This window comes from Salinisphaera sp. LB1 (genome assembly GCF_003177035.1).
In the GTDB taxonomy this organism is placed as follows: Bacteria; Pseudomonadota; Gammaproteobacteria; order Nevskiales; family Salinisphaeraceae; genus Salinisphaera.
This window is the reverse complement of sequence record NZ_CP029488.1, coordinates 1,443,168-1,468,438: the sequence shown is the minus strand read 5'-3', so window position 1 is coordinate 1,468,438 and position 25,271 is coordinate 1,443,168. Positions and strand designations below refer to the sequence as shown.

Annotated in this window: 21 protein-coding genes; 10 read left to right on the top strand and 11 right to left on the bottom strand. The window is 63.4% G+C overall.

Annotated features, from left to right (window positions below; all coding sequences use genetic code 11):
• Positions 1–61: 61 nt before the first annotated feature.
• The 4 genes from ntrC to glnA form a co-directional block, all read right to left on the bottom strand.
• A complete protein-coding gene (gene ntrC, locus SALB1_RS06655) occupies positions 62–1,558 on the bottom strand; it encodes a nitrogen regulation protein NR(I) (RefSeq protein ID WP_109993154.1) in 1,497 nt (498 codons plus the stop codon).
• Complete coding sequence (gene glnL / locus SALB1_RS06650; RefSeq protein ID WP_109993153.1) at positions 1,551–2,627, bottom strand: nitrogen regulation protein NR(II); 1,077 nt, start codon at positions 2,625–2,627, stop codon at positions 1,551–1,553. The genes ntrC and glnL overlap by 8 nt, the downstream gene beginning before the upstream one ends.
• Positions 2,628–2,699: 72 nt before the next feature.
• Positions 2,700–3,245: a DUF4124 domain-containing protein gene (locus tag SALB1_RS06645; RefSeq protein ID WP_158590654.1), complete on the bottom strand. Its 546-nt coding sequence runs from the start codon at positions 3,243–3,245 to the stop codon at positions 2,700–2,702.
• A 137-nt stretch (positions 3,246–3,382) separates the two neighbouring features.
• The gene (gene glnA / locus SALB1_RS06640; protein WP_109993151.1) at positions 3,383–4,792 is read right to left on the bottom strand and encodes a glutamate--ammonia ligase; all 1,410 of its coding nucleotides are present in this window, start codon (positions 4,790–4,792) and stop codon (positions 3,383–3,385) included.
• Between the two features lie 255 nt (positions 4,793–5,047).
• On the opposite strand from glnA, the gene glyQ reads away from it, so the two are divergent.
• Genes glyQ through gmhB form a run of 3 tightly spaced genes read left to right on the top strand, consistent with a single transcriptional unit; the run spans position 5,048 to position 8,567 of the window.
• Positions 5,048–5,944, top strand: a complete 897-nt coding sequence (gene glyQ / locus SALB1_RS06635) for a glycine--tRNA ligase subunit alpha (RefSeq protein WP_109993150.1) — start codon at positions 5,048–5,050, stop codon at positions 5,942–5,944.
• A complete protein-coding gene (glyS, locus tag SALB1_RS06630) occupies positions 5,941–8,019 on the top strand; it encodes a glycine--tRNA ligase subunit beta (protein WP_109993149.1) in 2,079 nt (692 codons plus the stop codon). Before glyQ ends, glyS begins: the two co-directional genes overlap by 4 nt.
• Positions 8,019–8,567, top strand: coding sequence for a D-glycero-beta-D-manno-heptose 1,7-bisphosphate 7-phosphatase (gene gmhB, locus SALB1_RS06625; RefSeq protein ID WP_109993148.1), 549 nt, complete (start codon positions 8,019–8,021; stop codon positions 8,565–8,567). The genes glyS and gmhB overlap by 1 nt, the downstream gene beginning before the upstream one ends.
• A gap of 195 nt (positions 8,568–8,762) precedes the next feature.
• Here gmhB and gyrB read toward each other — a convergent pair whose 3' ends face one another.
• The 4 genes from gyrB to dnaA form a co-directional block, all read right to left on the bottom strand.
• Positions 8,763–11,183, bottom strand: a complete 2,421-nt coding sequence (gene gyrB, locus SALB1_RS06620; protein ID WP_109993147.1) for a DNA topoisomerase (ATP-hydrolyzing) subunit B — start codon at positions 11,181–11,183, stop codon at positions 8,763–8,765.
• A 48-nt stretch (positions 11,184–11,231) separates the two neighbouring features.
• The gene (recF, locus tag SALB1_RS06615) at positions 11,232–12,311 is read right to left on the bottom strand and encodes a DNA replication/repair protein RecF (RefSeq protein WP_158590653.1); all 1,080 of its coding nucleotides are present in this window, start codon (positions 12,309–12,311) and stop codon (positions 11,232–11,234) included.
• Positions 12,312–12,329: 18 nt separating this feature from the next.
• A complete protein-coding gene (gene dnaN / locus SALB1_RS06610) occupies positions 12,330–13,430 on the bottom strand; it encodes a DNA polymerase III subunit beta (protein WP_109993145.1) in 1,101 nt (366 codons plus the stop codon).
• Positions 13,431–13,684: 254 nt separating this feature from the next.
• On the bottom strand, positions 13,685–14,998 hold the full coding sequence (dnaA, locus tag SALB1_RS06605) for a chromosomal replication initiator protein DnaA (protein ID WP_109995308.1): 1,314 nt from the start codon (positions 14,996–14,998) through the stop codon (positions 13,685–13,687).
• A 182-nt stretch (positions 14,999–15,180) separates the two neighbouring features.
• Here dnaA and rpmH point away from each other — a divergent pair, with 182 nt between their 5' ends.
• From rpmH to SALB1_RS06580, 5 genes are all read left to right on the top strand, one after another.
• Positions 15,181–15,315 carry a 50S ribosomal protein L34 gene (gene rpmH / locus SALB1_RS06600; protein ID WP_037337617.1) on the top strand — a complete coding sequence of 45 codons (135 nt, stop codon included), beginning with the start codon at positions 15,181–15,183 and terminating at the stop codon, positions 15,313–15,315.
• 3 nt (positions 15,316–15,318) lie between these two features.
• Entirely contained in the window at positions 15,319–15,678 is a 360-nt protein-coding gene (gene rnpA, locus SALB1_RS06595; protein WP_109993144.1) for a ribonuclease P protein component, read from the top strand.
• Between the two features lie 27 nt (positions 15,679–15,705).
• Entirely contained in the window at positions 15,706–17,481 is a 1,776-nt protein-coding gene (yidC, locus tag SALB1_RS06590) for a membrane protein insertase YidC (protein ID WP_109993143.1), read from the top strand.
• A 132-nt stretch (positions 17,482–17,613) separates the two neighbouring features.
• Positions 17,614–18,975: a tRNA uridine-5-carboxymethylaminomethyl(34) synthesis GTPase MnmE gene (mnmE, locus tag SALB1_RS06585; RefSeq protein WP_109993142.1), complete on the top strand. Its 1,362-nt coding sequence runs from the start codon at positions 17,614–17,616 to the stop codon at positions 18,973–18,975.
• A 67-nt stretch (positions 18,976–19,042) separates the two neighbouring features.
• The gene (locus tag SALB1_RS06580; protein ID WP_109993141.1) at positions 19,043–20,626 is read left to right on the top strand and encodes an FMN-binding glutamate synthase family protein; all 1,584 of its coding nucleotides are present in this window, start codon (positions 19,043–19,045) and stop codon (positions 20,624–20,626) included.
• Here the strand turns inward: SALB1_RS06580 and SALB1_RS06575 are convergent.
• Positions 20,584–21,369, bottom strand: coding sequence for a glutaminyl-peptide cyclotransferase (locus tag SALB1_RS06575; RefSeq protein WP_370453233.1), 786 nt, complete (start codon positions 21,367–21,369; stop codon positions 20,584–20,586). The genes SALB1_RS06580 and SALB1_RS06575 overlap by 43 nt on opposite strands.
• Before the next feature lie 159 nt (positions 21,370–21,528).
• Here SALB1_RS06575 and SALB1_RS06570 point away from each other — a divergent pair, with 159 nt between their 5' ends.
• On the top strand, positions 21,529–22,728 hold the full coding sequence (locus SALB1_RS06570) for an IS110 family transposase (protein ID WP_255414403.1): 1,200 nt from the start codon (positions 21,529–21,531) through the stop codon (positions 22,726–22,728).
• 490 nt (positions 22,729–23,218) lie between these two features.
• Entirely contained in the window at positions 23,219–23,425 is a 207-nt protein-coding gene (locus tag SALB1_RS06565) for a CsbD family protein (protein ID WP_109993139.1), read from the top strand.
• 56 nt (positions 23,426–23,481) lie between these two features.
• Here SALB1_RS06565 and SALB1_RS06560 read toward each other — a convergent pair whose 3' ends face one another.
• Together SALB1_RS06560 and SALB1_RS06555 are read right to left on the bottom strand one after the other, a co-directional pair.
• Positions 23,482–24,156 (bottom strand): gamma-glutamyl-gamma-aminobutyrate hydrolase family protein, encoded by a 675-nt coding sequence (locus SALB1_RS06560; RefSeq protein ID WP_109993138.1) that lies wholly within the window; start codon positions 24,154–24,156, stop codon positions 23,482–23,484.
• Positions 24,153–25,157 carry an amidoligase family protein gene (locus tag SALB1_RS06555; protein ID WP_109993137.1) on the bottom strand — a complete coding sequence of 335 codons (1,005 nt, stop codon included), beginning with the start codon at positions 25,155–25,157 and terminating at the stop codon, positions 24,153–24,155. The genes SALB1_RS06560 and SALB1_RS06555 overlap by 4 nt, the downstream gene beginning before the upstream one ends.
• Between the last annotated feature and the right edge of the window lie 114 nt (positions 25,158–25,271).

Below are 25,271 nucleotides of genomic sequence, written 5' to 3'. Positions count from 1 at the left end.
TCCTCGCCATCGATCGATTCACAGGTCGACGACGCTATCATGCCCGTATGTTCGACCGGGATCAGGCGGGCTCATCCGACAGCGACAATTCCTTGATCTTTCGGGTCAGGGTATTCCGGCCCCAGCCGAGCAACCGGGCCGCTTCCTGGCGATGGCCGTCGGTATGGGCCAGTGCTGCGCGAATCATGACCCGCTCCAGCCGCGGTATGGCTTCGTCGAGCAGATGATCGGCGCCGGCCGCCAGGCGCTCGTCGGCCCAGCTCGACAGTTGCGCGTCCCATTCGCTTCGCGCCCCGGGCTGGCTGGGCGCGGTGTCGGGCGCGAGCCCGGCGGGCGCGGCGCTGCTCTCGGCGCCGAAGCCCATGGCCGACGGCATCTCCGCGGCGTCGGCGCGCGGGCGCAATTCGATCGGCAGGTCGTCGAGCACCACTTCACGCCCGGGCGCCATGACGGTCAGCCAGCGGCAGAGATTTTCCAGCTCGCGCACATTACCGGCCCAGTCGAGCCCGGTCAGGTATTCGCTGGCACCGCGGGACAGCGTCTTGACCTCCATGTCGAGTTCCCGCGCGGCACGCCCAAGGAAGAAATTCAGCAGCAGGGGGATATCCTCGCGACGCTCGCGCAACGGCGGCACGCGCAGTCGGATCACGTTCAGGCGATGAAACAGATCCTCGCGGAAATGGCCGCGTTTCACCTCGGCTTCGAGGTTCTGATTGGTGGCGGCAATGATGCGGACATCGACCTTGACCCCGACGTGACCGCCAACCCGATAGAACTGCCCATCCTGCAGCACGCGCAGCAAGCGGGTCTGCAGATCGGCCGGCATATCGCCGATTTCATCGAGAAACAGCGTGCCGCCATGGGCCTGCTCGAAACGGCCGCGGCGTTGACTGGCGGCGCCGGTGAACGCGCCTTTCTCGTGGCCGAAGAACTCGGATTCCATCAACTCCTTAGGAATCGCGGCCGTATTGACCGCGATGAACGGCCGGTCGGCGCGGGGGCTGTGTTCGTGCAGGGCATGCGCAACCAACTCCTTGCCGGTACCGGATTCACCGGTGATCAACACCGTGATATTGGAGGCCGACAGGCGCCCGATGGCGCGAAACACTTCCTGCATGGCCGGCGCTTCGCCGATGATGGTCGACTCGGCCGGCGCGCGCGATCCCGTCTTGTCGGCGGCACCGGTCTCGTCGGCGAGCATGGCGGCACGCTGGACCAGTTCGACCGCCTCGTCCAGGTCGAACGGCTTGGGCAGATATTCGAACGCGCCGCCGCGGTAGGATGACACCGCCGAATCCAGATCCGAGTGCGCGGTGATGATGATGACCGGCAGCTGCGGCTGCACCGCATGCACCCGTTCCAGTAGATCCAGCCCCGAAATGCCGGGCATGCGAATATCGGTGAGCAGGACGTCCGGCACGTTGTCTTCAATGGCGTCGAGCAACTCGGCGCCGCCGGCAAAACAGACCACGTCGATCGAGGCGGCCTTCAGCGCACGCTCGAGCACCCAGCGGATCGATTCGTCATCATCGACGACCCAGGCAGTGAGTTCAGCCATCGCTGGCCTCCATGGGCAGAAAGACGCTGAAGACGGTCTGGCCGGGGCGGCTTTCGCACTCGATCAGACCGTCGTGTAGATGGATTAAATACTGGGCGATGGGCAGCCCCATACCGGAGCCTTCCGCGCGCGAGCTGACCATCGGATGAAAGATGCGCGGTAGCAGATCGCGCGCAATACCGGGCCCGTTGTCGACCACGTCGACCCGGGTCACCAGCCGGTGTTTGACGCCGCTGATGGTGAACAGCCGCTGGGTGCGCGTGCGCAGCAGGATATTGCCGGAGCGGCCGAGCGCCGTGACCGCATTGCCAACCAGGTTGAAGAACGTCTGGATGAGCTGCTCACGGTCGGCACGGACCTCCGGGATGCTCGGATCGTAGTCGCGCTCGATCGTAATACCGGGCGGCAACTCGGTATCGATCAGTGCGCGCACATGCTCGAGGGGCTCGTGGATATTGAGCGGCTGCTTGTTCGGGGGCCGGCGCGGCCCGAGCAGACCGTCCACCAGGTTCTGCAACCGATCGGCCTCGCGGATGATGACGGTGGTGTATTCCTTGAGCTCGTCGTCGTCTATTTCGCGCTCGAGCAACTGGGCGGCGCCGCGCAGCCCGCCCAGCGGGTTCTTGATCTCGTGTGCCATGCCGCGAATCATTTCGCGATTGGCGAGATTCTGGATCCGCATCTGGTCGTCTCGCGAGATACGCAACTGGCGATCCAGGGACAGAAACTCCATCAGCAAGGCCGATTCGCCAGCCCGGTCAGTGAACGGCGTGACCGTGCAGTCCACGATCAGCGGATCGCCGCCGCCCGCACGCAGGTGCAGCTCGCGCTCGGTGTAGGCGGCCCCCTCGGTCAGCGCCGCAGTCAGTCGGCTGCGATGGTCGGCAAGATAGGGCAGCGCCTTGTCGAAAGCCTCCTGATCGCAGTGCCGGGCCGATACGCCGAACAGCATTTCGCTGGCCGTATTCAGATAAGTGACGTGCAGCCGGTCGTCCAGACACACGACCGCAGTCTTGAGATTGTCGAGGATCGTGTCGGGACGATGCTCGCTGTGTTCATCGGCACGCATGGCAGCTGTCTAGCAAGGTTCGGGCCACTGCGGGATACATCGAACGGCCAAACATCGACATCATTCAGCAGCTTAGGACGGCGGGCGGCGATTGCCCGTGTCCGGTGAGGATTGCGGCGGCGGCGCGTGGGCGCTGCGGTCGACGCGAAACGTGACGGCATCGCTGTGCTGGACGGCATGGCCGCGATAGAGCAGTGTGACGCTGAAGGTGTGCGGCCCGGCCGCGACATTCGACAACGTCAGGCGCGTGTTCCGCGTTGGGCCCGAGCCCACCGGCTTGCCGTCGAGCTTGTAGCGCAGCGATTCGCCATCGCCGAGCCCGGCGTTGTTGTCGTTGTTGTTGCCCACCACCACCGAAACCGGCACCTGGCCCTGTCGGCTGGTAAAGACCTGCCCCTCAGCGGGCGAGACCAGGTTCAGGGCGCGGGCGTCACCGCTGGGCGCCGCGCCGGATCCACCGGACCCCGTAGACGCCGGGCTTGCACCGCCATTGGGCATCCGTTTGAGTTGCACCGTCCTGGCCCCTGGCCGCGCGATATCGCTGTAGTGGCGCACGCCCTGCGCATCGGTCCAGGTATAGATCGTCGCCTGCGCCGGCAGCGCGATGGCCAGCCCCATCCAGACCGCGAGCCCACCCCATCGTCCTGGTCGTCGTGTTCGCATCGCGTATTCCATAAAAAAAGCGCATCCGTGGTGACGGATGCGCTTTTCGTGACCGCAGCGACCGCCACCGGCCGCTGCGTATGTCCTGCGGCCTAGCAGGAATAGTACATATCAAACTCGGCCGGATGGGTGCTCATTTTCAGGCGCAGCACTTCTTCCATCTTGAGATCGATGTAGCCGTCGATCAGATCGTCGGTGAACACGTCGCCCTTCTTGAGGAAGTCGCGATCGGCCGACAGCGACTGCAGCGCTTCTTCCAGCGACTGGGCCACGGTCGGAATCTTCTTCTCTTCTTCCGGCGGCAGGTCGTACAAGTCCTTGTCCATGGCTTCGCCCGGATGGATCTTGTTCTGGATACCGTCCAGGCCGGCCATCATCATGGCCGAGAAGGCAAAGTACGGGTTGGCGGTCGGGTCCGGGAAACGCACCTCGATGCGACGCGCCTTGGGGCTGGAGACCCAGGGAATACGAATCGACGCCGAGCGATTGCGCGCGGAATAGGCCAGCAGTACCGGCGCTTCGAAGCCCTTGACCAGGCGCTTATAGCTGTTGGTCGAGGCATTGGCGAAGGCGTTGATGGCCTTGGCGTGCTTGATGATGCCGCCGATGTAGTACAGCGCTTCCTCGGACAGGCCGCCGTATTCGTCGCCGGAAAAGATGTTCTTGCCATCCTTGGTCAGCGACTGATGCACGTGCATGCCGGAGCCATTGTCGCCGACCAGCGGCTTGGGCATGAAGGTGGCCGTCTTGCCGAAGGCGTGCGCGACGTTGGCCACGCAGTACTTGTAGATCAGCGTTTCGTCGGCCTTCTTGACCAGCGTGTTGAACAACATGCCGATCTCGCCCTGGCCGGCGGTGCCCACCTCGTGGTGGTGCACTTCGACGGTCAGCCCCATTTCCTCCATGGCGAGGCACATGGCCGAGCGGATGTCATGCTGGGAATCGACCGGCGGGACCGGCACATAACCGCCCTTGATCCCCGGCCGATGGCCCATGTTGCCTTCCGGATAGCGGGTCTCGCTGTTCCAGCAGGCTTCCTCGGAGTCGACGGCAAAGCCGGCGCCGCGCATCTCGTTGTGCCATTGCACCGAGTCGAAGATGAAGAATTCGGCTTCCGGGCCGAACAGGGCAGTATCGGCGATACCGGTCGAGGCCAGATACGCTTCCGCGCGCTTGGCGACGGTCCGCGGGTCGCGCTCGTAGCCCATCATGGTGTTGGGTTCGAGCACGTCACAGCGGATGTTGACGGTCGGCTCTTCGAAGAACGGGTCCAGCACAGCCGAATCGTCGTCCGGCATCATGACCATGTCGGACTCGTTGATGCCTTTCCAGCCATCGATCGACGAGCCGTCGAACATCTTGCCTTCTTCCATGAACTCTTCGTCGACGACATGCGCCGGCATGGTCATGTGCTGCTCTTTGCCACGCGCGTCGCAGAAACGAAAGTCCACGAATTTCGCTTCGGTCTTTTTGATCAGTTCGAGCGCCTTGCTACTCGCCATGATGACTCCTCATTGGGATGGGAACTCAGCTGTCCGGAATCGCCAGTACAACAGACGCACTATAAAGGCAGGTTCCGTGCCACGTCACCTGCGCCGATTCAAGGACCCGGGCGAACCCTAATGCACCACGACAAAGCCGAAAGCGCACCAAAAAAGAGCCGCGCTATATTGGTGCACTATTATGGTGCATAAGCTGCGCCCCAGCGATTACAGGCGTTCGGGTACAATCGCGGCCTGATCAAACGGTGCACTGGCATGGATTTCCAACAGCTCATTTTCGCGCTGCAGCAATACTGGGCCGAACGCGGCTGCGTCGTCGTGCAGCCTCTGGACATGCCGGTTGGCGCGGGCACGTTCCACACCGCAACGTTTCTGCGTTCGATCGGCCCGGAGCCCTGGCGTGCCGCGTACGTCCAGCCCTCCAGGCGACCCACGGACGGCCGCTACGGCAACAACCCCAATCGTCTACAGCACTATTATCAGTTTCAGGTGCTGCTGAAACCGTCGCCCAAGGATATCCAGGCCCAGTATCTCGGCTCGCTCGAAGCCCTTGGCCTGGACATGTCGATCCATGACGTCCGCTTTGTCGAGGACAACTGGGAATCGCCGACCCTGGGCGCCTGGGGGCTGGGCTGGGAAATCTGGCTGAACGGGATGGAGATCACCCAGTTCACTTATTTCCAGCAGGTGGGCGGACTGGACTGCCGCCCCGTCTCCGGCGAGATCACCTACGGCCTCGAGCGCATTGCGATGTATATCCAGAACGTGGAATCGGTCTACGATCTGGTGTGGTCAGCGTCGCCGTATGGCACGGTCTATTACGGCGATGTGTTTCATCAGAACGAAGTCGAGCAATCGACCTACAATTTCGAGCACGCGCCCGTGGCGGCGCTTTTCCGACGCTTTGACGAGCTCGAGGCGGAATGTCTGGCGCTGGTGAACTCGAATCTTCCGCTGCCGGCTTATGAACGCATGCTCGAGTGCTCGCACACCTTCAACCTGCTGGATGCCCGCCATGCCATTTCGGTAACGGAACGCCAGCGCTACATCCTGCGCGTGCGCACCCTGGCCCGGGCCGTGGCCAAAGGCTATTACGAGGCGCGCGAGGCACTCGGTTTCCCCATGCTCAACAAGGATAACGACGCGGCATGAGTGCAGACCTTCTGATCGAAATCGGCGTCGAGGAATTACCGCCGAAAGCGATGCATCCGCTGGCCGAGGCATTGGCCGACGGTCTGGCCGCGCAATTGGACCAGGCCGGACTGGCGCACGGTGCGGTGCGTTATCTGGCCACACCGCGGCGTCTGGCAGTCATCATTGCCGATACCGATGACACCAGCGCGGCCGAGCGCGTAGAGAAATTCGGCCCGACCGTGGCGATCGCCTACGATGACCAGGGCAATCCAACAAAGGCCGGCGAAGGCTTCGCCCGCTCGGTCGGCACGACCCTCGACGCGCTCGAAATCGAGGACAGCGACAAGGGGCGGCGCCTGGTTTATCGCGGCACCGCCCCGGGTCTCGCCCTCGGCGAACTGCTGCCGCCCGCGGTGGACGCGGCGCTCCGCGCCCTGCCGATTCCCAAGCGCATGCGTTGGGGCGATTCCGAGGCGGCCTTCGTACGCCCGGTGCATTGGGTCGTGGCGTTGCATGGCAGCGATATTCTGCCTTTGACGGTGTTTGGCGAAAGTGCTGACCGTTACACCCGCGGCCATCGTTTTCATTATCCCGAGACCATCGAGATCGCGGACGCGGCCAGCTACGTAGAGCGGCTACGCGATCCCGGATACGTGATCGTGGATATCGCCGAACGCCGGGCGCGAGTGCTAGAGGGCGTGGTGGCTGCCGCCCGGTCGCTGGGCGGCCACGCTTTGGTCGACGACGCGCTGGTGGCCGAGGTGACCGCACTGGTCGAGTGGCCGGTCGGCATTGCCGGACGCTTCGATGCGCGTTTTCTCGAGTTGCCGCGCGAGGTACTCGTGGCCACGCTGGAAGGACATCAGCGCTACTTCCCGGTCGAGGGTGACGACGGCGCGCTCCTGCCCGGTTTCGTCACGGTCGCCAATATCGAAAGCCGCGATCCGGCCCAGGTTGTCGCCGGTAATGAACGCGTGATCCGGCCGCGCCTGGCGGACGCGCTGTTCTTCTGGGAGCAGGACCGCCGTCAGGGTCTGGCCGCGCGTATCCCGGCACTGGAACGTGTCAGCTTTCAGCAGGCGCTCGGCACGCTGGCCGACAAGAGCCAACGCTTTGGCCGGCTCGCCGCCGAACTGGCGCCCGCGGTTGGCGCAGCGGCGGCCGACGTTGCACGTGCAGCCGAGCTCGCCAAGACCGATCTTCTCACCGAAATGGTCGACGAGTTCCCGGAACTCCAGGGTGTGATGGGCGGATATTATGCCGAGCTGGAGGGCGAATCCGAGGCCGTGGTCCGCGCGCTGCCCGAGCAATATGCGCCGGCCGGTGCCGGCGCGGCGATTGCGGCAACGCCGGTCGGACGCTGCATTGCACTCGCCGACCGTCTCGACACGCTGGCCGGCATCTTCGCCATCGGTAAGCGGCCGAGCGGCGACAAGGACCCGTTCGGCCTTCGACGCGCGGCGCTCGGGGTGCTGCGGACGTTGATCGAAGCGGGCATCGCCATCGACCTCAGGCATCTACTGGATACCGCCATTGCCATGCAGCCGGTGGACCCGCCCGAAGACACGGGCGAAGCACTGTGGATGTTTCACATGGAACGTCTACGTGGCTACTACATGGATCACGGCGTGCCGGCCGCGCATTTCGAATCGATTATGTCGCTCAATATCCCGGACATGCAGGATTTCGATCGCCGCGTGCGCGCTGTCGGCGATTTCGCGCAGCTGCCCGCCGCTGCCGTGGTGGGCGGTGCGCACAAACGCATCCGCAACATCCTCAGGCGTAACGCCGATGCCGACATCGCCGCGACGGCCGACCCCGCCGCCATGGTCGAACCGGCGGAAACGGCACTGCATGACCAGGCGACGGCGTGCGCGACCACGCTCGAGGCCGCCGCCCGCGAAGGTGATTATACCGGCGCCTTGTCCGCGCTGGCCCCGCTAGCTGAACCACTCGACGCGTTCTTCAACGACGTCATGGTGATGAGCGACGACCCGGCGCTCCAACGCAACCGCCTGGCGCTACTCGCGCAGATTGATCGCCTGTGCCGCCGCGTGGCCGATCTATCCTGTCTTTCGGTCGAATCTGCGTGATGCCGGTTTCCACGGCCATACTCGACCGTGACGGCGTGGTGAATCACGACAGCGACGCGTTCATCAAATCGCCCGCGGAATGGCAGCCGATCGCAGGCAGCCTCGAGGCCATCGCGCGGCTCAAGCACGCCGGCCTGCGCGTGGTGCTGGCCAGCAACCAATCCGGACTCGGCCGTGGCCTGTTCGATTACGACGACCTGTTCGCCATTCACGACAAGATGACACGGCATCTCGCCGAGCTCGGTGTCGCGCTCGATGGCATATTCTTCTGTCCGCATACCGCCGACGACGGCTGCCGTTGTCGCAAACCCCGGCCGGGGTTGCTTGAGGATATTCTGCGCCGCTGGAGCTTGAAGCCGCACGACTGCGTAATGATCGGGGACAGCGTCACCGATATTGAAGCCGCGCGCGCCGCCGGCATCGCGGGCTACGGCGTGCGCACCGGCAAACCGATTGACGACATGGATGGGCGCTGGCAGGGCATTGCGGTATACGACGACCTCTCGGCAGCGGTCGATCATCTGCTCTCGGCGCACACCCGCACCTGAGCCCCAGTAGCGCGCCTGCGCGGGTGCGCGTTACCGGCGCTGACGGCATATTCACCCGCGCGCAGGCGCTACGGCCCGTGAGCGCCGCCGGGCCAGCCGCCCAGACCCATGGTCCCACCGCCCGTAAAAAAGCCCTCAGCGGCAGCCGAGGGCTTTCAATACGGACACGGCCCGCCCCGTGGCGAGCGCTGTGTATCACACGTCCAGGTTTGAAACCATCAGCGCGTTGCGTTCGATGAACTCACGCCGCGGTTCCACGTGGTCGCCCATCAGGGTGGTGAAGATCTGATCCGCGCCGACGGCGTCGTCGATCTTGACCTGCATCAGGCGTCGGCTGTTCGGGTCCATGGTGGTTTCCCAGAGCTGTTCCGGGTTCATCTCCCCGAGCCCCTTGTAGCGCTGGACGTTCAGGCCCCGCTTGGCTTGTTCCAGCAGCCAGCGATAGGCTTCATCGAAGGTCGACACTGTCTGTTCCCGTTCGCCGCGCGTTACATAGGCGCCTTCGCCCAGCAACTGCAGCAGCTCCTGGCCGAGTGCCGAGATCCGTTTGTATTCCGGGCTGGTGAAGAAGTCTTCGTGCCAGACGAAAATATGCGGAATACCATGGCTATAACGCGTGACCTGCAGATGCAGGGGATGTTCGTCGTCGGCCGGGTGAATCTGCACCTCGTAGCGATGCCGCGGCTCGCCGCGCGCGTCGAGCCGCGCCTGGAGCGCGTCCGCCCAGCCCTGCATCCAGGCGACATCCGCGAACAGCGTCGGCGTAACGGGCTCCAGATAAGTCATTTCCGTGAGCGTCGCCGGATCGTACCGGCGCGTCAGCCGATCGATGTCTTCCAGCATGCGCGTGTAGCGGTGCGCCAGGTCGGACAGTGCGTCCTCGGCGATCGGCGGCGCGTCCGCACTCACGCGGAACTCGGCCTTGTTGAGCGCCAGGCGCAGCAGATAATTCGACAGTTCCTTGTCGTCCTTGACGTAGTACTCCTGCTTGCCCGACTTCACCTTGTACAGCGGCGGCTGGGCGATATAGATATAGCCCGCCTCGATCAGTTCGAACATCTGGCGGTAGAAGAACGTCAGCAGCAAGGTGCGAATATGTGAGCCGTCCACGTCCGCATCGGTCATGATGATGATGCGGTGATAGCGCAGCTTGCTCGGGTCGTATTCGTCACGCCCGATGCCGCATCCGAGCGCGGTAATCAGCGTGCCGACTTCGGCCGAAGACAGCATTTTGTCGAAACGCGCCTTTTCCACATTCAGGATCTTGCCCTTGAGCGGCAGAATGGCCTGATTGTGGCGATCGCGGCCTTGTTTGGCCGAGCCGCCGGCCGAATCGCCCTCGACCAGGAATAATTCGGATGCCGCCGGGTCCTTCTCCTGGCAGTCCGCCAGTTTTCCGGGCAGACCAGCGATGTCCAGAGCGCCCTTGCGGCGCGTCATGTCGCGCGCGCGGCGGGCGGCATCGCGCGCGCGCGCGGCATCGACCACCTTCGCCGCGATCAGCTTGGCTTCGCGTGGATTCTCCAGGAGGAAGTCACTGAGCTGCTCGCTGACGGATGATTCCACCGCCGCCCGTACCTCGGACGACACCAGCTTTTCTTTAGTTTGCGAGGAAAACTTCGGATCCGGCACTTTCACGGAAATGACCGCCGTGAGTCCCTCGCGGGCGTCATCGCCCGTCGGTGAAACCTTTTCCTTCTTGGCCAGCCCGGCGGACTCGATGTAACCATTGACGCTACGGGTCAGCGCACCGCGAAAGCCGGCGAGATGCGTGCCGCCGTCGCGTTGGGGAATATTGTTGGTATAGCAGAACACGCTCTCCTGATAGGAGTCGTTCCACTGCATCGCGACTTCGACCACGATATCGTCGCGCTCGGTGCTGAAGTAGAACACGGTATCGTGAAGCTGCGTCTTGTTCTCGTTGAGGTTTTGAACGAAAGCGCGGATGCCGCCTTCATATTCGAATACGACATCGCGTTCGCTGGCCTCCTCAACCAGGCGGATGCGAACACCCGAGTTCAGGAACGACAGCTCGCGCAGCCGCTTGGCGAGAATGTCGTAATTGAAGGCGATGTTCGTGAACACCTCCGGACTGGGGTGGAAATGGATCGACGTGCCGGTGGTGTCGGTCTCGCCGAGCGCCGCGAGCTCGTCCATGGGTTCGCCCATACTGTAGGTCTGGCGATACCGATGCCCATCGCGATGGATATTGAGTTCGAGCCGGTCCGACAGCGCGTTCACCACCGATACGCCGACACCGTGAAGACCGCCTGACACCTTGTAGGAGTTCGCGTCGAACTTTCCGCCAGCGTGCAGCACCGTCATGATGACTTCAGCGGCCGGCTTGCCCTCGCCCTCATGCATGTCGACGGGAATACCCCGGCCATCATCGGACACCGTAATGCTCTGATCGCGGTGAATGGTGACCAGAATTTCCTTGCAGTAGCCCGCCAGGGCCTCGTCAATGGCATTGTCGACGACTTCGAACACCATATGATGCAGCCCGGTGCCGTCATCGGTGTCGCCGATGTACATGCCCGGACGTTTGCGCACAGCTTCGAGCCCCTTCAGGACCTTGATACTGCTGGAGTTGTAATCGCCGTTGGAATCAGCCATCGAATCAACCCGAAGGTTAGAAATAAACACTTGATTTTAGCATGCCTGTCATGCTCGCGCCGGTGTGATGTATCCGTGTTCCACGTGAAACATTCGCTCGGGTCGCAATGTCTCGGGGATCAGCTCGGGACTGAGGAATGTCACAAAACACTGCACACCCAGTCGCGCGACCTCCTTGGCCAAAGCTGCGCGATAGCTTGCCCCCAGCTCTGCCGCCATGTCGTCAAGCAGGAGCACCGGCTCAATGCCGCGTGTCGACTGAAGGATATCCGCCTGGGCCAGTAGCAACCCCGCTGTGAGTAGTTTCTGTTGCCCGCGCGATACCCAGTCGCGCGCATTCATGGCGGCAATCGATATGCGGATATCGGCACGATGCGGTCCCTGTTGCGTAAACCCGGCACGGAGATCCTGTTCCAGGCTATCGATCAGGGCATAGCCGAAACCCTGATCGCCACGCCAGCCCGGATGGTAGGTGAACGTAATGTCCTGGTTTCCGAATAAGTTCCGTGTGGTCTCGGGAAGACGCCGCTTGATGTGCTCAAGATACTGCCGTCGACAGGCGTCAATAATTTCCCCCTGTTGCACCAATTCGGCATCCCAGGCGACCACCTGGTGTTTCGGCTGGCGCGCTCGCAACGCGCGATTGCGCTGTTTCAGCGCCCGACGATATCGGCGCCACGCCGGGAAAAAAGCGTGTTCCACGTGAAACACGCCCCAGTCGAGAAAATGTCGCCGGTATTTGGGGCCATGCTCCAGCAAGCGGTGCAGATTGGGATCGATGTGCTGCAACGGTAGAACGTTGATCAGGTCGAAGCGACGTGTCTCCGCCTGGTCGTCGAGTTTGATCTGGTACTTCGACCGGGAGGCATGACAACCAATTCGATGACGACTGCCCTGCCTGTCGGTCAGACGCGTACGAACGGTCAGTGCGTCGCTATCGTGTCGAACCGCCTGACCGAGCCGCGATTGGCGGAACGATTCGCCGCGGCCGAGTATATAGATCGCCTCCAGAAAGCTGGTCTTTCCCGAGGCGTTATCGCCGACGATACAGTTGATCCCCGGCGATACATCGACATCGCAGCGCTCGATACACCGGAAGTTCTCGATATGGAGCGACTCTAGCCGCACACGGATTTCCGGCTCTTGCTACAACCGCATGGGCATGACGACGTACCGGCTGTGGTCGTCGCCGACCGCCTGCAACAATCCGCTGCTGTCGGGTCCGGATAACGACAGCCGAAATTCGTCAGCCTGCATGGCGCCGAGTGCATCCAGCAAATAGCTGACATTGAAGCCGATTTCCATCGGCTCGTGATCGTAGCTGACTTCGATTTCGTCTTCGGCTTCTTCGCGTTCGACGTTCTGTGCCTGCAACTTCAGCGTGTGTTGCGACAGCGACAGACGCACGCCGCCGAATTTCTCGTTCGACAGAATAGCGGTACGCGACAGCGCCTGGCGGATCGTGTCTCGATTGGCAAGCATCTCGCGTTCCGGATTATCCGGAATCACGCGCTCGTAGTCGGGGAAGCGACCATCGATCAGTTTCGTGGTGAAATTGAGACCCGGTAGCTGCAGGCGTAGATGCTTGTTCGACAGCCACAAGGTAATTTCGGCTTCACTGTGGCCCAGCAGTCGGACCAGTTCGGTAATGGCCTTGCGCGGCACGATCGCCTGCTGAGCCTCCTCGATATCCAGATCGATGGGGGATTCGCTCATCGCCAGTCGGTGCCCGTCGGTGGCGACACAGCGAACATGATCGTGCCGAAGTGCCAGCAGGAGACCATTGAGATAGTAGCGCACGTCCTGATGCGCCATCGCGAAATGCGTGCGATCCAGCAATTGCTTGAGCATGCTTTCCGGCAGGTTGATGGCCTGGCCGGATTCGACTTCATCCAGATGCGGCCAATCCTGTGCCGACAGGCTGGACAACGTGAACCGCGATCGCCCCGACTGGATGCGCGTCTGATTGGCCTCTTGCCGACAGGTGATCTCAGCGTCTTCTGGCAGCCCTCGGCAGATGTCGAGCAACTTTCGGGCGGGAACGGCGAGCTCGCCCGGTTCCTCGATCACGGCTGGGCACTGGGTCACCAGCTCGAGCTCGAGGTCGGTCGCCGTAATCGTGAGCTGGTTGTTGTCGCCCTGTATCAGGACGTTCGACAGGATCGGCATGGTCTGTCTTCGTTCCACCACACCAATCACGGTCTGTAGCGCGGACAGAATATCTCTGCGTTGGACTGAGAACTGCATGGCTGGGGTCTCCGAACGGTCGCCGCCTTGTTGTCTTAAGTACTCAAAGAAAAGTTAGTAGTAGTCACAATAGCTGCTGTGACTTTCTGTTGATAACTCTATTTCTACTTATTATTCAAAGTCTTACTTTTCTTCTAATGTTGTTGCGAATAGGGTGGTGAAGTTGTTGTTGGCCTGTGGATTCATTGTGTGTGGTTTAGCGCGCCAAGGCCGGGATCGAGCCGAGGCTGCGGTTATGCACGACTTATACACAACTAGCTGGTGAGAATCCGGCTAAGGTTCACGTAGTCTTCATCCATCCGGGTATCGGTCTCGCGTAGTTCCTTGACCTTGCGGCAGGCGTGAAGAACCGTCGTATGATCGCGACCGCCGAAGCCCTGGCCGATTTCCGGCAGGCTGTGATTGGTGAGCTCCTTGGCCAGTGCCATCGCGAGCTGGCGAGGCCGTGCGATCGATCGCGTGCGTTTCTTGCCCAGCAGATCAGCCAGCCGGATCTTGAAGTACTCGGCGACGGTCTTCTGGATGTTCTCCAGCGTAACCAGACGGTCATACACCGCGAGCATGTCGTAGAGGGCCTGTTTGGCGAAGTCGACACTGATGGGCGCCCCGGTGATCTGCGCGGAGGCCTTCAAACGATGCAGCGCGCCTTCCAGGTCGCGTACGTTCGAACGCACGCGCTTGGCGATGAAGAACGCGACCTCCTGCGGCAGTTCCACGTTGTGCGCCTCGGCCTTGGACAGCAGGATGGCGACACGGGTCTCGAGTTCGGGCGGCTCAACGGCGACCGACAGCCCCCAGGAAAAGCGTGACTTGAGTCGATCCTCGAGTCCTTCCACTTCCTTTGGGAACCGGTCGCAGGTGATCACGATGCGCTGGTTCGCCTCGAGCAGGGAGTTGAACGTGTGGAAGAACTCCTCCTGCGACCGATCCTTGTTCGCGAAGAACTGGATATCGTCGATCAGCAGTGCCTCGAGCGTGCGGTAGTGCTCCTTGAACTGATCCATCCGGTTATGCCGGATCGCCGTGATCATTTCGTTGACGAAATGCTCGGAGCGGACGTACGCGATCCGGGCCCGCGGGTTGTTGGCCAGCAGCCGATGACCGACGCTCTGCATCAGATGGGTCTTGCCCAAGCCCACGCCGCCGTAGATCAGCAGCGGGTTGTAGGCCATGTTCTCCGGCTCGGCGGCCTGTTCGGCCGCGGCCCGGGCGATCTGGTTGGATTTGCCCTGGACGAACGACTCGAAGGTGTAGCGCGGATCGAGATTATGGCGTTTGGTATCGGTCAGGGTCGGGCCGTCGTCGACCTCCGCCGCATGGCTGCGTCGGCCGCCGCCCACCAGAACCCTGATCCGGCGCGGTTGCTCGCCGAGCTCGCTCAGTGCATTGGCGATGGGAGCCCGCAGCTCGCGCTCAACCTGATCGCGTACGACCTCATTGGGCGCCATGAGGTCCAGTCCGTCATCGCCGAAATGAGCCTCGAGCGGGCGCAGCCAGAGATTGACGTCTTTTTCGGGAAGTCGCGTCTCGATGTGGCTCAGACAACGCTGCCAGAGGGTATTCGCCAACTCGATCGCTCCATTGCGGCAAAACACGGCGTAACCCGCCGAGCTCGACGGCCCGACAAGATAACCCACTGACCACAACTTATCCACAGTGTTATGCCACCTTGCAAGCGAGCGCGGACGGGACTAGAATCCCGCGCTCTTTTCCTTGCAATGCGCCGACGCAGGCGCGAGCCGAGTCCGTTATGAAACGCACCTTTCAACCCAGCAATCTGCGTCGCAAGCGTACGCACGGCTTTCGTGCCCGTATGGCGACCAAAAACGGCCGTCGCGTTCTGGCCGCCCGTCGTGCCAAGGGGCGCAAGCGCCTGACGCCGTAACTCGTGGACGCGCGGCAGGCGACGTTTCCCCGCGCGGCGCGCCTGCTTCGACCGTCGCAGTACACGGCCGTGTTTGCGCGCGGCGAGAAGTTCGTCTGCGACGGCTTCGTGGTCATCGCCGCAAACAATGGCGAAGCGCATGCCCGGCTCGGGCTGGCGCTCGCCAAACGGCGCATCCGCCGTGCCGTGGATCGCAATCGCGTCAAACGGGTCGTCCGCGAGTCTTTCCGTCATGTGCGCCCCGATCTGCCGGCGACTGATATTGTCGTGCTCGCCCGCAGTCGCACGGCGACCATCGACAACGCATCGCTGACCGCGCAGCTGACCCGGATCTGGCAGCGGCTCGCGCGGCGCGCGCAATAGAGCCAACGTCAGGGATACACGCCTCGCATGGACAACATTCGCTTCGGGCTGCTGTGTGCGGCAGCCGTCATCTGCTTCTTTTTGTATCAGGCGTGGCAGACGGATTATGCGCCCGCCGGCCATGGCCAAACCGCGCAACACACCAGCCAGCAGACCGGGGCCAACGCCAATAATGGCGCCAATGGCTCCGACCTGCCGGATATCGGTGCGCCGTCCAGCCAGGGCTCGAGCACGGCCAGCAACGGCAGCGGTGGCAGCGGTGGCAGCGGCACGCCGGGGCCTGCTACTGCCGCGCCCGGTTCGGAGCCAACCCCGGTGTCCGATTCCGGACAGCAGGTGCATGTGGTCACCGATAAGCTCAACGTGACCATCAATACCCACGGCGGCGATCTGCGCCAGGTGGCGTTGCGCGGGGTGCCGCTGTCGGACAAGCATCCGAATACCAATCTGCGTCTGATCAACGACTCGCTGCCGGATTTCTTCATCGAGCAGAGCGGGCTGATCTCGCAGGGCGGCGACGCGCCGAATCACAACACGACCTATCAATCGGCGAAGAAGGAATATCACTTGGCCAAGGGTCAGGACACGCTGCGCGTGCCCCTGACCTGGACCGACCATAACGGCCACAAGGTCACCAAGATCTACGTCTTCCATCGCGGCAGTTACAAGATCGGTCTGGATCACAAGGTCGAGAACAAGTCGGCCAAGCCCTGGCAGTTGTCGCAGTACGTGCGTTACTGGCGCGCGCCGCACGAAAACACCGGTGACGTGCCGTTCTCGCATGCCTTCTTCGGGGTCGGCTGGTATCAGCACAAGAGCGGCAACGACTTTGCCTACCAGCAGCGCGGCCGCGGCGATCTTGCATCGAACAAGCTGTCACTGCATCAGCAGGGCGGCTGGATCGCCATGGTCCAGCACTACTTCATCGGCGCGGTCATTCCGCCGTCCGATGCCAAGGTTCGCCTGTTTGCCCGGCCCAAGTCCGTGCAGGGCGCCTCCGGTGGTTATGCCGCCGGTTTTGTGGGTCAGCAGCGCAGCGTCGCGCCGCACAGCGCGAGCGAGTTCAAGTCCACGCTGTTCGTCGGCCCGAAATACCAGGACCAGCTCGACGCTGTCGCGCCCGGCCTGGGCCTGACCGTGGACTACGGCTGGTTCTCGGTGCTGGCCCGTCCGATCTTCTGGGTACTGGATCACCTGCACTCGATCGTCGGCAACTGGGGCGTGTCCATTATCCTGTTGACGTTCCTGATCAAGGCGCTGTTCTACAAGCTCTCCGAGATTCAGTTCCGCGGCATGGCGCGCATGCGCAAGTTCCAGCCGCGCATGCAAAAGCTCAAGGAGCAGTACGGCGACGACAAGCAGGAATTGCAGAAACGGATGATGGAGCTCTACAAGAAAGAGGGCTTCAATCCGATGGCTGGCTGTTGGCCGCTGCTGGTGCAGATGCCGGTGTTCATCTCGCTGTACTGGGTGCTGCGTGAGTCGGTGGAGCTGCGCCACGCGCCGTTCGTGCTGTGGATTCAGGATCTGTCGGCGCCGGACCCCTACTTCATCCTGCCGATCATCTTCGGTCTGGTGATGTTCGCGCAGCAGAAGCTCAACGCGAATGTGGCGATGGACCCGATGCAGCAGCGCATCATGCAGATCATGCCCATCGGCATGGCGGTGTTCTTCTGCTTCTTCCCGGCCGGCCTGGTGCTGTATTGGTGCACTAACAGCCTGCTGACCATCGCTCAGCAGTGGTACATCTACCGCAAGCTGGACGCCGAGGGCCTGCATCAGGACGCGCCCAGCAAGAGCTGACTGCGGGGCGTGGGCGTGTTGAGGTTTCGTGCGAGCGCGGCGCGGGAGACCGCAAATTGTGTCCCGCAAGGCGCGATTCGCCGCGTCGTGGCGTGCCACGACCCAGACTCGCAACGCCGCAACACGCCCTAGATGAACGGCACCACAGCCAACGACACCATCGCCGCGCTGGCGAGCGCCGCCGGCCAGGCCGGCGTGGCGGTGGTGCGGGTCTCCGGGCCCGATGTGCCACGAATCGCGCGTTGCCTGATTGGCCGGTTGCCGGAACCGCGCCGGGCCGTGCTGGCACGGTTCACGGACGCCGCCGGAGAAACCATTGATCAGGGCGTGGCGCTGTATTTCGCTGCCCCGGCCTCGTTCACCGGCGAACATGTGCTCGAGCTGCAGGGCCACGGCAGTCCAGTTCTGGTCGATGAATTGCTGGCCCGGCTGGTGGCGCTGGGTGCGCGGCTGGCCGGCCCGGGCGAGTTCTCCCAGCGCGCCTTTCTCAACGACAAGCTCAGCCTGGATCAGGCCGAGGCGATCGCCGACGCCATCGCCGCCGGCAGCCGGGTCTCGGCGCGCGCGGCGATTCGTTCGCTGGAGGGCGCTTTCGCCCGCGAGATCGAGGCGTTGGTCGAGGCGCTCACCCGGCTGCGGGTCTATACCGAAGCCGCCATCGATTTCCCCGACGAGGACGACGTCGATTTTCTCGGCGACGGCGCGATCGAACGCCGGCTCGCGGCGATCACCGAGGACCTCGCGGCCCTGCGCGCCCGTGCGGTTCAGGGCGCGGGTTTTCGCGACGGGTTGCGGCTGGTCATCCTCGGCCGGCCGAACGTGGGCAAGTCCAGCCTGCTCAACCGGCTCGCCCGGCGCGAAACGGCCATCGTCACCGAAATCGCTGGCACCACGCGCGACGTGCTGCATGAGCAGCTGTCGATCGAGGGCCTGCCGCTGACCCTGGTCGATACCGCCGGCCTGCGCGAGACCGACGATCCGGTCGAGGCCGAGGGCGTGCGCCGGGCGCGCGCCGAGATCGCCGCCGCCGACCGCGTGCTGCTGGTGATCGACGACCAGGCCGGGCTGACCGCGGCCGATCGCGCGTTGCTGGACGAGATGCCGGAGGAAATGAGTGTCACCGTGGTCGCGAACAAAGCGGATCTGTCGGGTCAGCCGGCCGGCCCGACGCCTATCGCCGGCCGCGCGGGCGTTCGCGTGGCGGCGATCGACGGTCGTGGGTTCGAGGCGTTGGCGGCCCATCTGAAGTCGCTGGTCGGCATCGAAGGTGATGCCGAGCCGGCGTTCGTGGCCCGGCGCCGGCATCTGGCCGCGCTCGATCGTGCCGCCGCGGCACTGGCCCTGGGTCGCGAGCGGCTGGTGGTTGATGCGGCGGGCGATCTGCTGGCCGAAGAGCTTCGTCTGGCCCAGGCCGCGCTGGGCGAAATCACCGGCCAGGTCAGCAGCGACGACCTGCTCGGCGAAATCTTCTCCAGTTTCTGCATCGGTAAATAAACGGTTTTAGCGCGCCCCGAACCGGGTGCATAGTGCGTGGATCGTTCAGCTCAGCCGTTATTTGCTCATGCTAGGACATCCCCGCGCGCTCTACTTGATCTATCTGCTGTTCACCACGGCGGTCACCGTGGTGCTGGCGATCCTGGCACCCACAGGGTTATGGATCGCGGCGATCCTGGTGGCGCTGGCGATTCTCGGGGCGATGGATTTGCGCTCGCAACACAACGTGTTGCGCAATTTTCCCATCATCGGCCATCTGCGCTACATGATGGAATTCCTGCGCCCTGAGCTGCGCCAGTACTTCTTCGAATCCGAGACCAGCGGACGGCCGTTCAACCGCGAACAGCGCGAAGTCATCTACAAGCGCGCGCGGGGCGAACCCGATACCTCGCCCTTTGGCACCATGCGCGACTTCGAGGATGCGGGCTTTTCGTTCTCGCAGCACTCGATGGCGCCCAAGACGCTGGACGCGGCGCATGCGCGTATCACCATTGGCAACAGCCAGTGTGCCCAGCCCTACAGCTCCTCGCGTCTGAATATCTCGGCAATGAGTTTTGGTTCCCTGTCGGGCAACGCCGTGGGCGCGATGAACCGCGGTGCCAAGCTTGGCAACTTCGCCCAGGATACCGGTGAGGGCGCAATAAGCGACTATCATCGCGAACACGGGGGCGACCTGATCTGGGAGATCGCGTCGGCCTATTTCGGCTGCCGGCACAAGGACGGGTCGTTCAACGCCGACGAGTTCGCCGAGAAGGCGAATACCGAGCAGGTGAAGATGATCGAGATCAAGATCTCGCAGGGCGCCAAGCCGGCCCACGGCGGCCTGCTGCCGGGCAAGAAGGTGACCGCCGAGATCGCCCGGGTCCGTCAGATCGAACAGGGCCGGGACTGCCAGTCGCCCGCCACCCATCCCGAGTTCGACACGCCCCGGGGCCTGCTTGAGTTCATGCAGAAGCTGCGCGAGCTCACCCACGGCAAGCCGGTGGGCTTCAAGCTATGTCTGGGTCATCAGCACGAGTTCATGGGCATCTGCAAGGCGATGCTCGAGACCGGAATCACGCCGGACTTCATCACCGTGGACGGTGCCGAGGGCGGGACCGGGGCGGCCCCCACCGAGTTCGAGGACTTCATCGGCACTTACATCAACGAGGCGCTGCCGATTGTGAACAACTGCCTACGTGGTATCGGGTTGCGCGACGATATCGTCGTCATCGCCAGCGGCAAGGTGGCGATGGGCTACGACATGGTGGTCAAGCTCGCGCTCGGTGCCGACATGTGCAATGCGGCGCGTGGCTTCATGTTTTCCACCGGCTGCATCCAGTCGCGGCGCTGCCATACCGATACCTGTCCGACCGGCGTCGCGACCCAGGACCCTCGCCGCGCGAAGGCGCTGGAGGTGATGGGCAAGTCGCTGCAGGTGCGCAACTTCCATGATGCGACGATCAAGTCGTTCATGGACATCACCGGCGCGCTGGGGGTCTCATCGCCGGAAGAGCTCGCGCCGATCCATGTCTATCACCGGCCGCAATACGGTCCGGCCGAGACCTACGAACAAATGCATCCGACGGTCGCCCCGGGCGATTTTCTCAACGACCGGATTCCCGATGCCTACCGGCGCGACTGGCAGCGCGCCCGTGCCGATGCGTTCTGATCGGCTGCCTCCGGCACCGGCGGTGGGGCGATCCGAAACAGCACGGGCCAGTACTTGCCGGTGATATAGACGCGGTCCCTGCGGGCGTCGTAGGCAATGCCGTTGAGCACGTCCACCGACTCCGGCATGGCGTCGGCAAGCGCCGATGCATCGATCCGGTCGACCACATGCCCGTCGAGCGGGTCGATGCGCACGATGTCGTCGGTGAGCCAGACATTGGCCCAGATCAGCCCGTCGATCGTCTCCAGTTCGTTGAGATGCGTGACCGGCCGGCCGTGCTCGGTCACGGGCAGGCGGTGCCGGACGCTGAAATCCGAAGGATCGACGAACTGCAGCGTGGCGGAGCCGTTGCTCATCACCAGTTGCCTGCCGCAGCGGGTCAGCCCCCAACCCTCGCCGGCGTAATGAAACCGCCGGATCGGGCGAAGGGTGTCCGCGTCGTAGACAAAGCCGGTGCCGGATTTCCAGGTCAGCTGATACAGCCGGTTGCCGAACCTGGCCAGGCCTTCGCCGAAATATCGATCCGGCAACGCGTGCCGGGCCAGAATCCGGCCGTTCGCCAGATTCACGCGACGGACGTCCGAATGACCGTAATCGCCCGTGCTCTCGTAGAGCACCCCGCGGCTGATCAGCAGGCCTTCCGTGAAGGCCGAGCGATCATGCGGCAGTCGTGCCAGCGGCCGCGCCGTCTCGATCGGCGGCGGGCCCGCATGGCCGACCGCCGGAAGCAGTGCCAAGAGCATCGCGGCGATTGCCGCCGCCGTGCGTCGCGTCCGCCCCGAAAAGCCCGTCATGGCGAGGGCTAGACATCATGGATTGACCTGCCCGTCCTCAACATTGCGTGGGTTATGTTGGGGATGGGTTAAACCCCTGACACAGAGCCACATTGAGGAGGGCAGGTCATGAATGAGATTAGCATGGACGCCAATGAGACCCGGATCGCGCAGGCTGTGCTGGAACAGCGGGTGTCGACCGTCGCCGAATACGGCGTTTACGTCGGTCTAGACGTGCACAAGGACACGATTGCCGTGGCGGTCGCGCCGGCGGGACGCAGCAGTACGCCGGCCAGCTGGGGCGAGGTGGCCAACAAGCCCAAGACGATCGCCAAGCTCGTCGACCGTTTGACCACGGCTTTTGATGGCGAGGTGATCCTGTTTTGCTACGAGGCCGGGCCCTGTGGGTACGGGCTTTATCGCCAGCTCCTGAGTCTGGGCCATGATTGCCAAGTGGTGGCGCCGTCGCTGATTCCGCGCAAGCCCGGCGAGCGGATCAAGACGGATCGGCGCGATGCCCTCAAGTTGGCCACAACGCTGCGCAGCGGCGATCTGACCGCCGTGTGGGTGCCGGATGCCGAGCAGGAAGCGATGCGCGATCTCACCCGGGCGCGTGAGGATCTCAAGGCGATCGAACGCACGGCACGCCAACGCCTGGGTGCCTTCTTGCTGCGCCACGGGCACGTGTACCCCGGCAAGAGCCGCTGGACCCAGGCCCATTTTCGCTGGATCGAGCGGATCACCATGGCCACACCGGTTCAGCAGATCGTCTTGCAGGAATATGTGGATACCGTGATCGCGGCCCAGCGTCGCGTGGCCGCCCTGACCGGGCAGATGCGCCAAGCACTGGACAGCTGGTCGCTGCGGCCGGTGGTCGAGGCCCTGATGGCACTGCGCGGCGTGCAGATGATAACCGCCATGACTGTGCTCGCCGAGCTCGGCGATCTCACGCGCTTTGACTCGCCGAGCCAGCTGATGGCATATCTGGGCCTGGTGCCCAGCGAGCACTCGTCCGGTGGTTCACGACGCCAGGGCAGCATTACCAAGACAGGCAACGGCCATGTTCGGCGCGTGCTGGTCGAAGCCGCCTGGGCCTATCGATTCCCGGCGCGTAAAAGTGATGCCATCCAGCGGCGGGCCGAACAGACCAGTGACACCGTCCAAGCCATCGCTTGGCACGCCCAGAAGCGTTTATGCGGGCGTTATCGCCATCTGATCGGCGCCGGCAAGAACACGCCGCTGGCCACCACCGCGGTCGCACGCGAATTGGCCGGCTTTATCTGGGCCATCGCCTGCGAAGTACCGGTCAATCCAGCCGTAGCCGCGTAACCGCTCGGCCGTCACCCCCATTCACAACAGGAGGATTGAAACGCATGCCTTTGGATCAGGACACGGCCGGCCCGGTTGGAGAACCCTTGAGGACCCTATGGGGCACCCGGCCAATCCGCTTGATCCCCGCCACTAGAGCAAGGCAGCTCCGCGACGAAGACATGTCAGGTCGGTACCCAATCCACGTATATCAGAGTGATCTACCGTCGCAGCAGCCGCCCGTGTTCTGTTCCAAGGGCATACGTCAAAAGACATGATGAACGAATCACGAGTCGTAGTTGACAGGTCAATCCATATCAGGGTCATGGAACAAGCCGTCCCGCGGATGTTATGAAACCGCATGAGCGAGCCATCCCGGGCGGCCGTGGTCGACGCGGTCGCCTGCAGGGATTTGAGCCGGGCAAGCTGATGCCCGCGACGTGCTCATATTGAGTTCTGTCCGTTTGGTTCATATGTAGAAGGTAATTCTTCAGCAACGAGGACAGTTGTTATGACGCAATCCAGTGATAAATGGGAAGGTCGTTGGGAACGAGTCAAAGGCAAGGCCCGTGAGCATTTTGGTCGTCTGACCGATGACGACGTGGCACAGGCGCGCGGCAAGCGCGAGAACCTGCTCGGCAAGATCCAGGAAAAATACGGCGAGACCAAGGAAAAGGCCGAGGAAATGCTCAAGGACTTCGAGCGCCGCCATTTCTAGCGCCGACTGGACCCGGTGATTCAACGCAAGGCCGGTGGGGCGACCCGCCGGCTTTTTTATCGCCCGGCCTGGCGTGCTGCGGTGACCAGGGCTACGAACAGCCGGCGCGACGTTCGTTGGTAGATCAAGTACTCTGGGTGCCATTGCACGCCGACGATCGGCGCGCCTGTGTCGTGATCCTCGATTGCCTGCACAAAGCCGTCGGCATCGCGTGCGGTGACCCTCAGGCCCGTCCCGAGCCGCGCCATCGCCTGATGATGAAGCCCATTGACCCGGGCCCGCCGCGCGCCCACCAGCCGAGCCAGGCCGGAGGCCGAGCGGATCGCAATTGGCTTGCAGGGTAGCGGGTTCACCCGCGCCGAGGTGGCCCGGCGCCGGGCCGTTATATCAGTGTGCAGGCTGCCGCCGGCGGCGACGTTGAGCAGCTGTGCGCCGCGGCAGATGCCGAGAATCGGTCGATGTGCGGCGCGAGCGCTCCGGATCGCCGCGAGCTCGAACGCATCGCGCACCCGATCCGTGCCCCGATCGGTCTCGACAGCCGCGGCGTACCAGTCGGTCGCGATATCGTCACCGCCGCCGATCACGATGCCATCGATCCGGGCCGGCCAGGGGCGATTCGGCGTGGCGCGCACCGGCCGCCCGCCCGCGAGCACGATCGCAAGGCCCGCACACCACCAGCCTGGCGCCCACCGGCTGGCCTTGCCGGTCACGGCGATCCGCGGCCGGCTCATGGCAGGCTGCGTTCGAACTGTTCGCGCCAGCGACCGAAGGGATCGCCGAGCGGGGCGTCCAGCGTCGCGCAGTAGTCGGCGCATACCGCGCCGAGCCGCTCGCGATCGGCCGCCAGTTCCTCGACTACCCACCAGTGGTTCCACGCCGGATGCAGATCCCAGCCGGGCTTTTCGATCTCGCAGTTCGGCAGCCGGTAGTGCAGCGTCGGTCGGGCCTTGACCAGCGTGTCGCCGATCACCGCATCCACGCGCCCGGCGTCCAGCCAGGCGAACAGCGGCAGCATGTCCAGCGCCCGGTTGCGGCTGGCGTTGGCGGCCAGGTAATCATCGATCAGCGTGGCGAGGTCCGGCGCATAGTCCGCGTCGCAGATGCGCCGGGCATAGGCGCTATCGTAGGGCTGGATGTAGGGAAACACGCGCCGGCTGATGTCGATCTCGCTGACCTCTTTGAGCCAGTCGAAGGCCACGACAAACGCGCGCATGTAGTCCAGCAGCGTCGCGGCATCGGTGTCCGGCACCTCGATGTTGAAATGCAGGCCGAACGCATAGATCGCCGATACGTTGGTGCCGCGCGCGCCGGCCGCACGCAGATCCGCAATGAGCGGATGCAGTTCGTGTACTCGGTCGAGCGCGATCGGCGGCGCCACAATCTCCATGGGGACCACGTGCTTGGCCACTGCGCCCAGCAGATCGTCGGACAGCTGCGCAATCTCGTCCCAGAACCCCGAGCCGGCGTCCTGACGACCGCGCGCCTTGAGGTAGGCATAGTCCAGTTCGGCCGCGAAATCGCCGAACGCGGTATCGGCCACGGTGTATTCATACGCGCTATGCGGTACGATTCGACCGCCAAGCACGGACTGTATTCGCATCGCCATGCGCTCGATCGGCAGGCCGGTTAATTCAAGTTCCACGCCGAGCCGGCGCCCGACATGCGCTTGCGTATGGCGCCGCGAAGGCTGTTTCAACGGGGCATTGGCCGTATCGGCGACAGTCAGGCTCATGGGATCGTGCGGTGCAACATATTCAATACAGCGTTGAATATGCCAAGCCCGGGCCGGCGCGGCTAGTTGTCGCTATTCCGAGTGCGGGCGTAATATTTGCTCGCAACAGACCCA

Coding starts and splice junctions, on each gene's coding strand:
- glyS (WP_109993149.1), top strand. CDS start 5,941: ATGAGTGCAGACCTTCTGATCGAAATCGGCGTCGAGGAATTACCGCCG.
- SALB1_RS06570 (WP_255414403.1), top strand. CDS start 21,529: ATGAATGAGATTAGCATGGACGCCAATGAGACCCGGATCGCGCAGGCT.
- SALB1_RS06555 (WP_109993137.1), bottom strand. CDS start 25,157: ATGAGCCTGACTGTCGCCGATACGGCCAATGCCCCGTTGAAACAGCCT.
- SALB1_RS06565 (WP_109993139.1), top strand. CDS start 23,219: ATGACGCAATCCAGTGATAAATGGGAAGGTCGTTGGGAACGAGTCAAA.
- mnmE (WP_109993142.1), top strand. CDS start 17,614: ATGAACGGCACCACAGCCAACGACACCATCGCCGCGCTGGCGAGCGCC.
- ntrC (WP_109993154.1), bottom strand. CDS start 1,558: ATGGCTGAACTCACTGCCTGGGTCGTCGATGATGACGAATCGATCCGC.
- glnL (WP_109993153.1), bottom strand. CDS start 2,627: ATGCGTGCCGATGAACACAGCGAGCATCGTCCCGACACGATCCTCGAC.
- yidC (WP_109993143.1), top strand. CDS start 15,706: ATGGACAACATTCGCTTCGGGCTGCTGTGTGCGGCAGCCGTCATCTGC.
- glnA (WP_109993151.1), bottom strand. CDS start 4,792: ATGGCGAGTAGCAAGGCGCTCGAACTGATCAAAAAGACCGAAGCGAAA.
- glyQ (WP_109993150.1), top strand. CDS start 5,048: ATGGATTTCCAACAGCTCATTTTCGCGCTGCAGCAATACTGGGCCGAA.
- gmhB (WP_109993148.1), top strand. CDS start 8,019: ATGCCGGTTTCCACGGCCATACTCGACCGTGACGGCGTGGTGAATCAC.
- SALB1_RS06575 (WP_370453233.1), bottom strand. CDS start 21,369: ATGCTCTTGGCACTGCTTCCGGCGGTCGGCCATGCGGGCCCGCCGCCG.
- gyrB (WP_109993147.1), bottom strand. CDS start 11,183: ATGGCTGATTCCAACGGCGATTACAACTCCAGCAGTATCAAGGTCCTG.
- rpmH (WP_037337617.1), top strand. CDS start 15,181: ATGAAACGCACCTTTCAACCCAGCAATCTGCGTCGCAAGCGTACGCAC.
- dnaN (WP_109993145.1), bottom strand. CDS start 13,430: ATGCAGTTCTCAGTCCAACGCAGAGATATTCTGTCCGCGCTACAGACC.
- SALB1_RS06560 (WP_109993138.1), bottom strand. CDS start 24,156: ATGAGCCGGCCGCGGATCGCCGTGACCGGCAAGGCCAGCCGGTGGGCG.
- SALB1_RS06645 (WP_158590654.1), bottom strand. CDS start 3,245: ATGGGGCTGGCCATCGCGCTGCCGGCGCAGGCGACGATCTATACCTGG.
- SALB1_RS06580 (WP_109993141.1), top strand. CDS start 19,043: ATGCTAGGACATCCCCGCGCGCTCTACTTGATCTATCTGCTGTTCACC.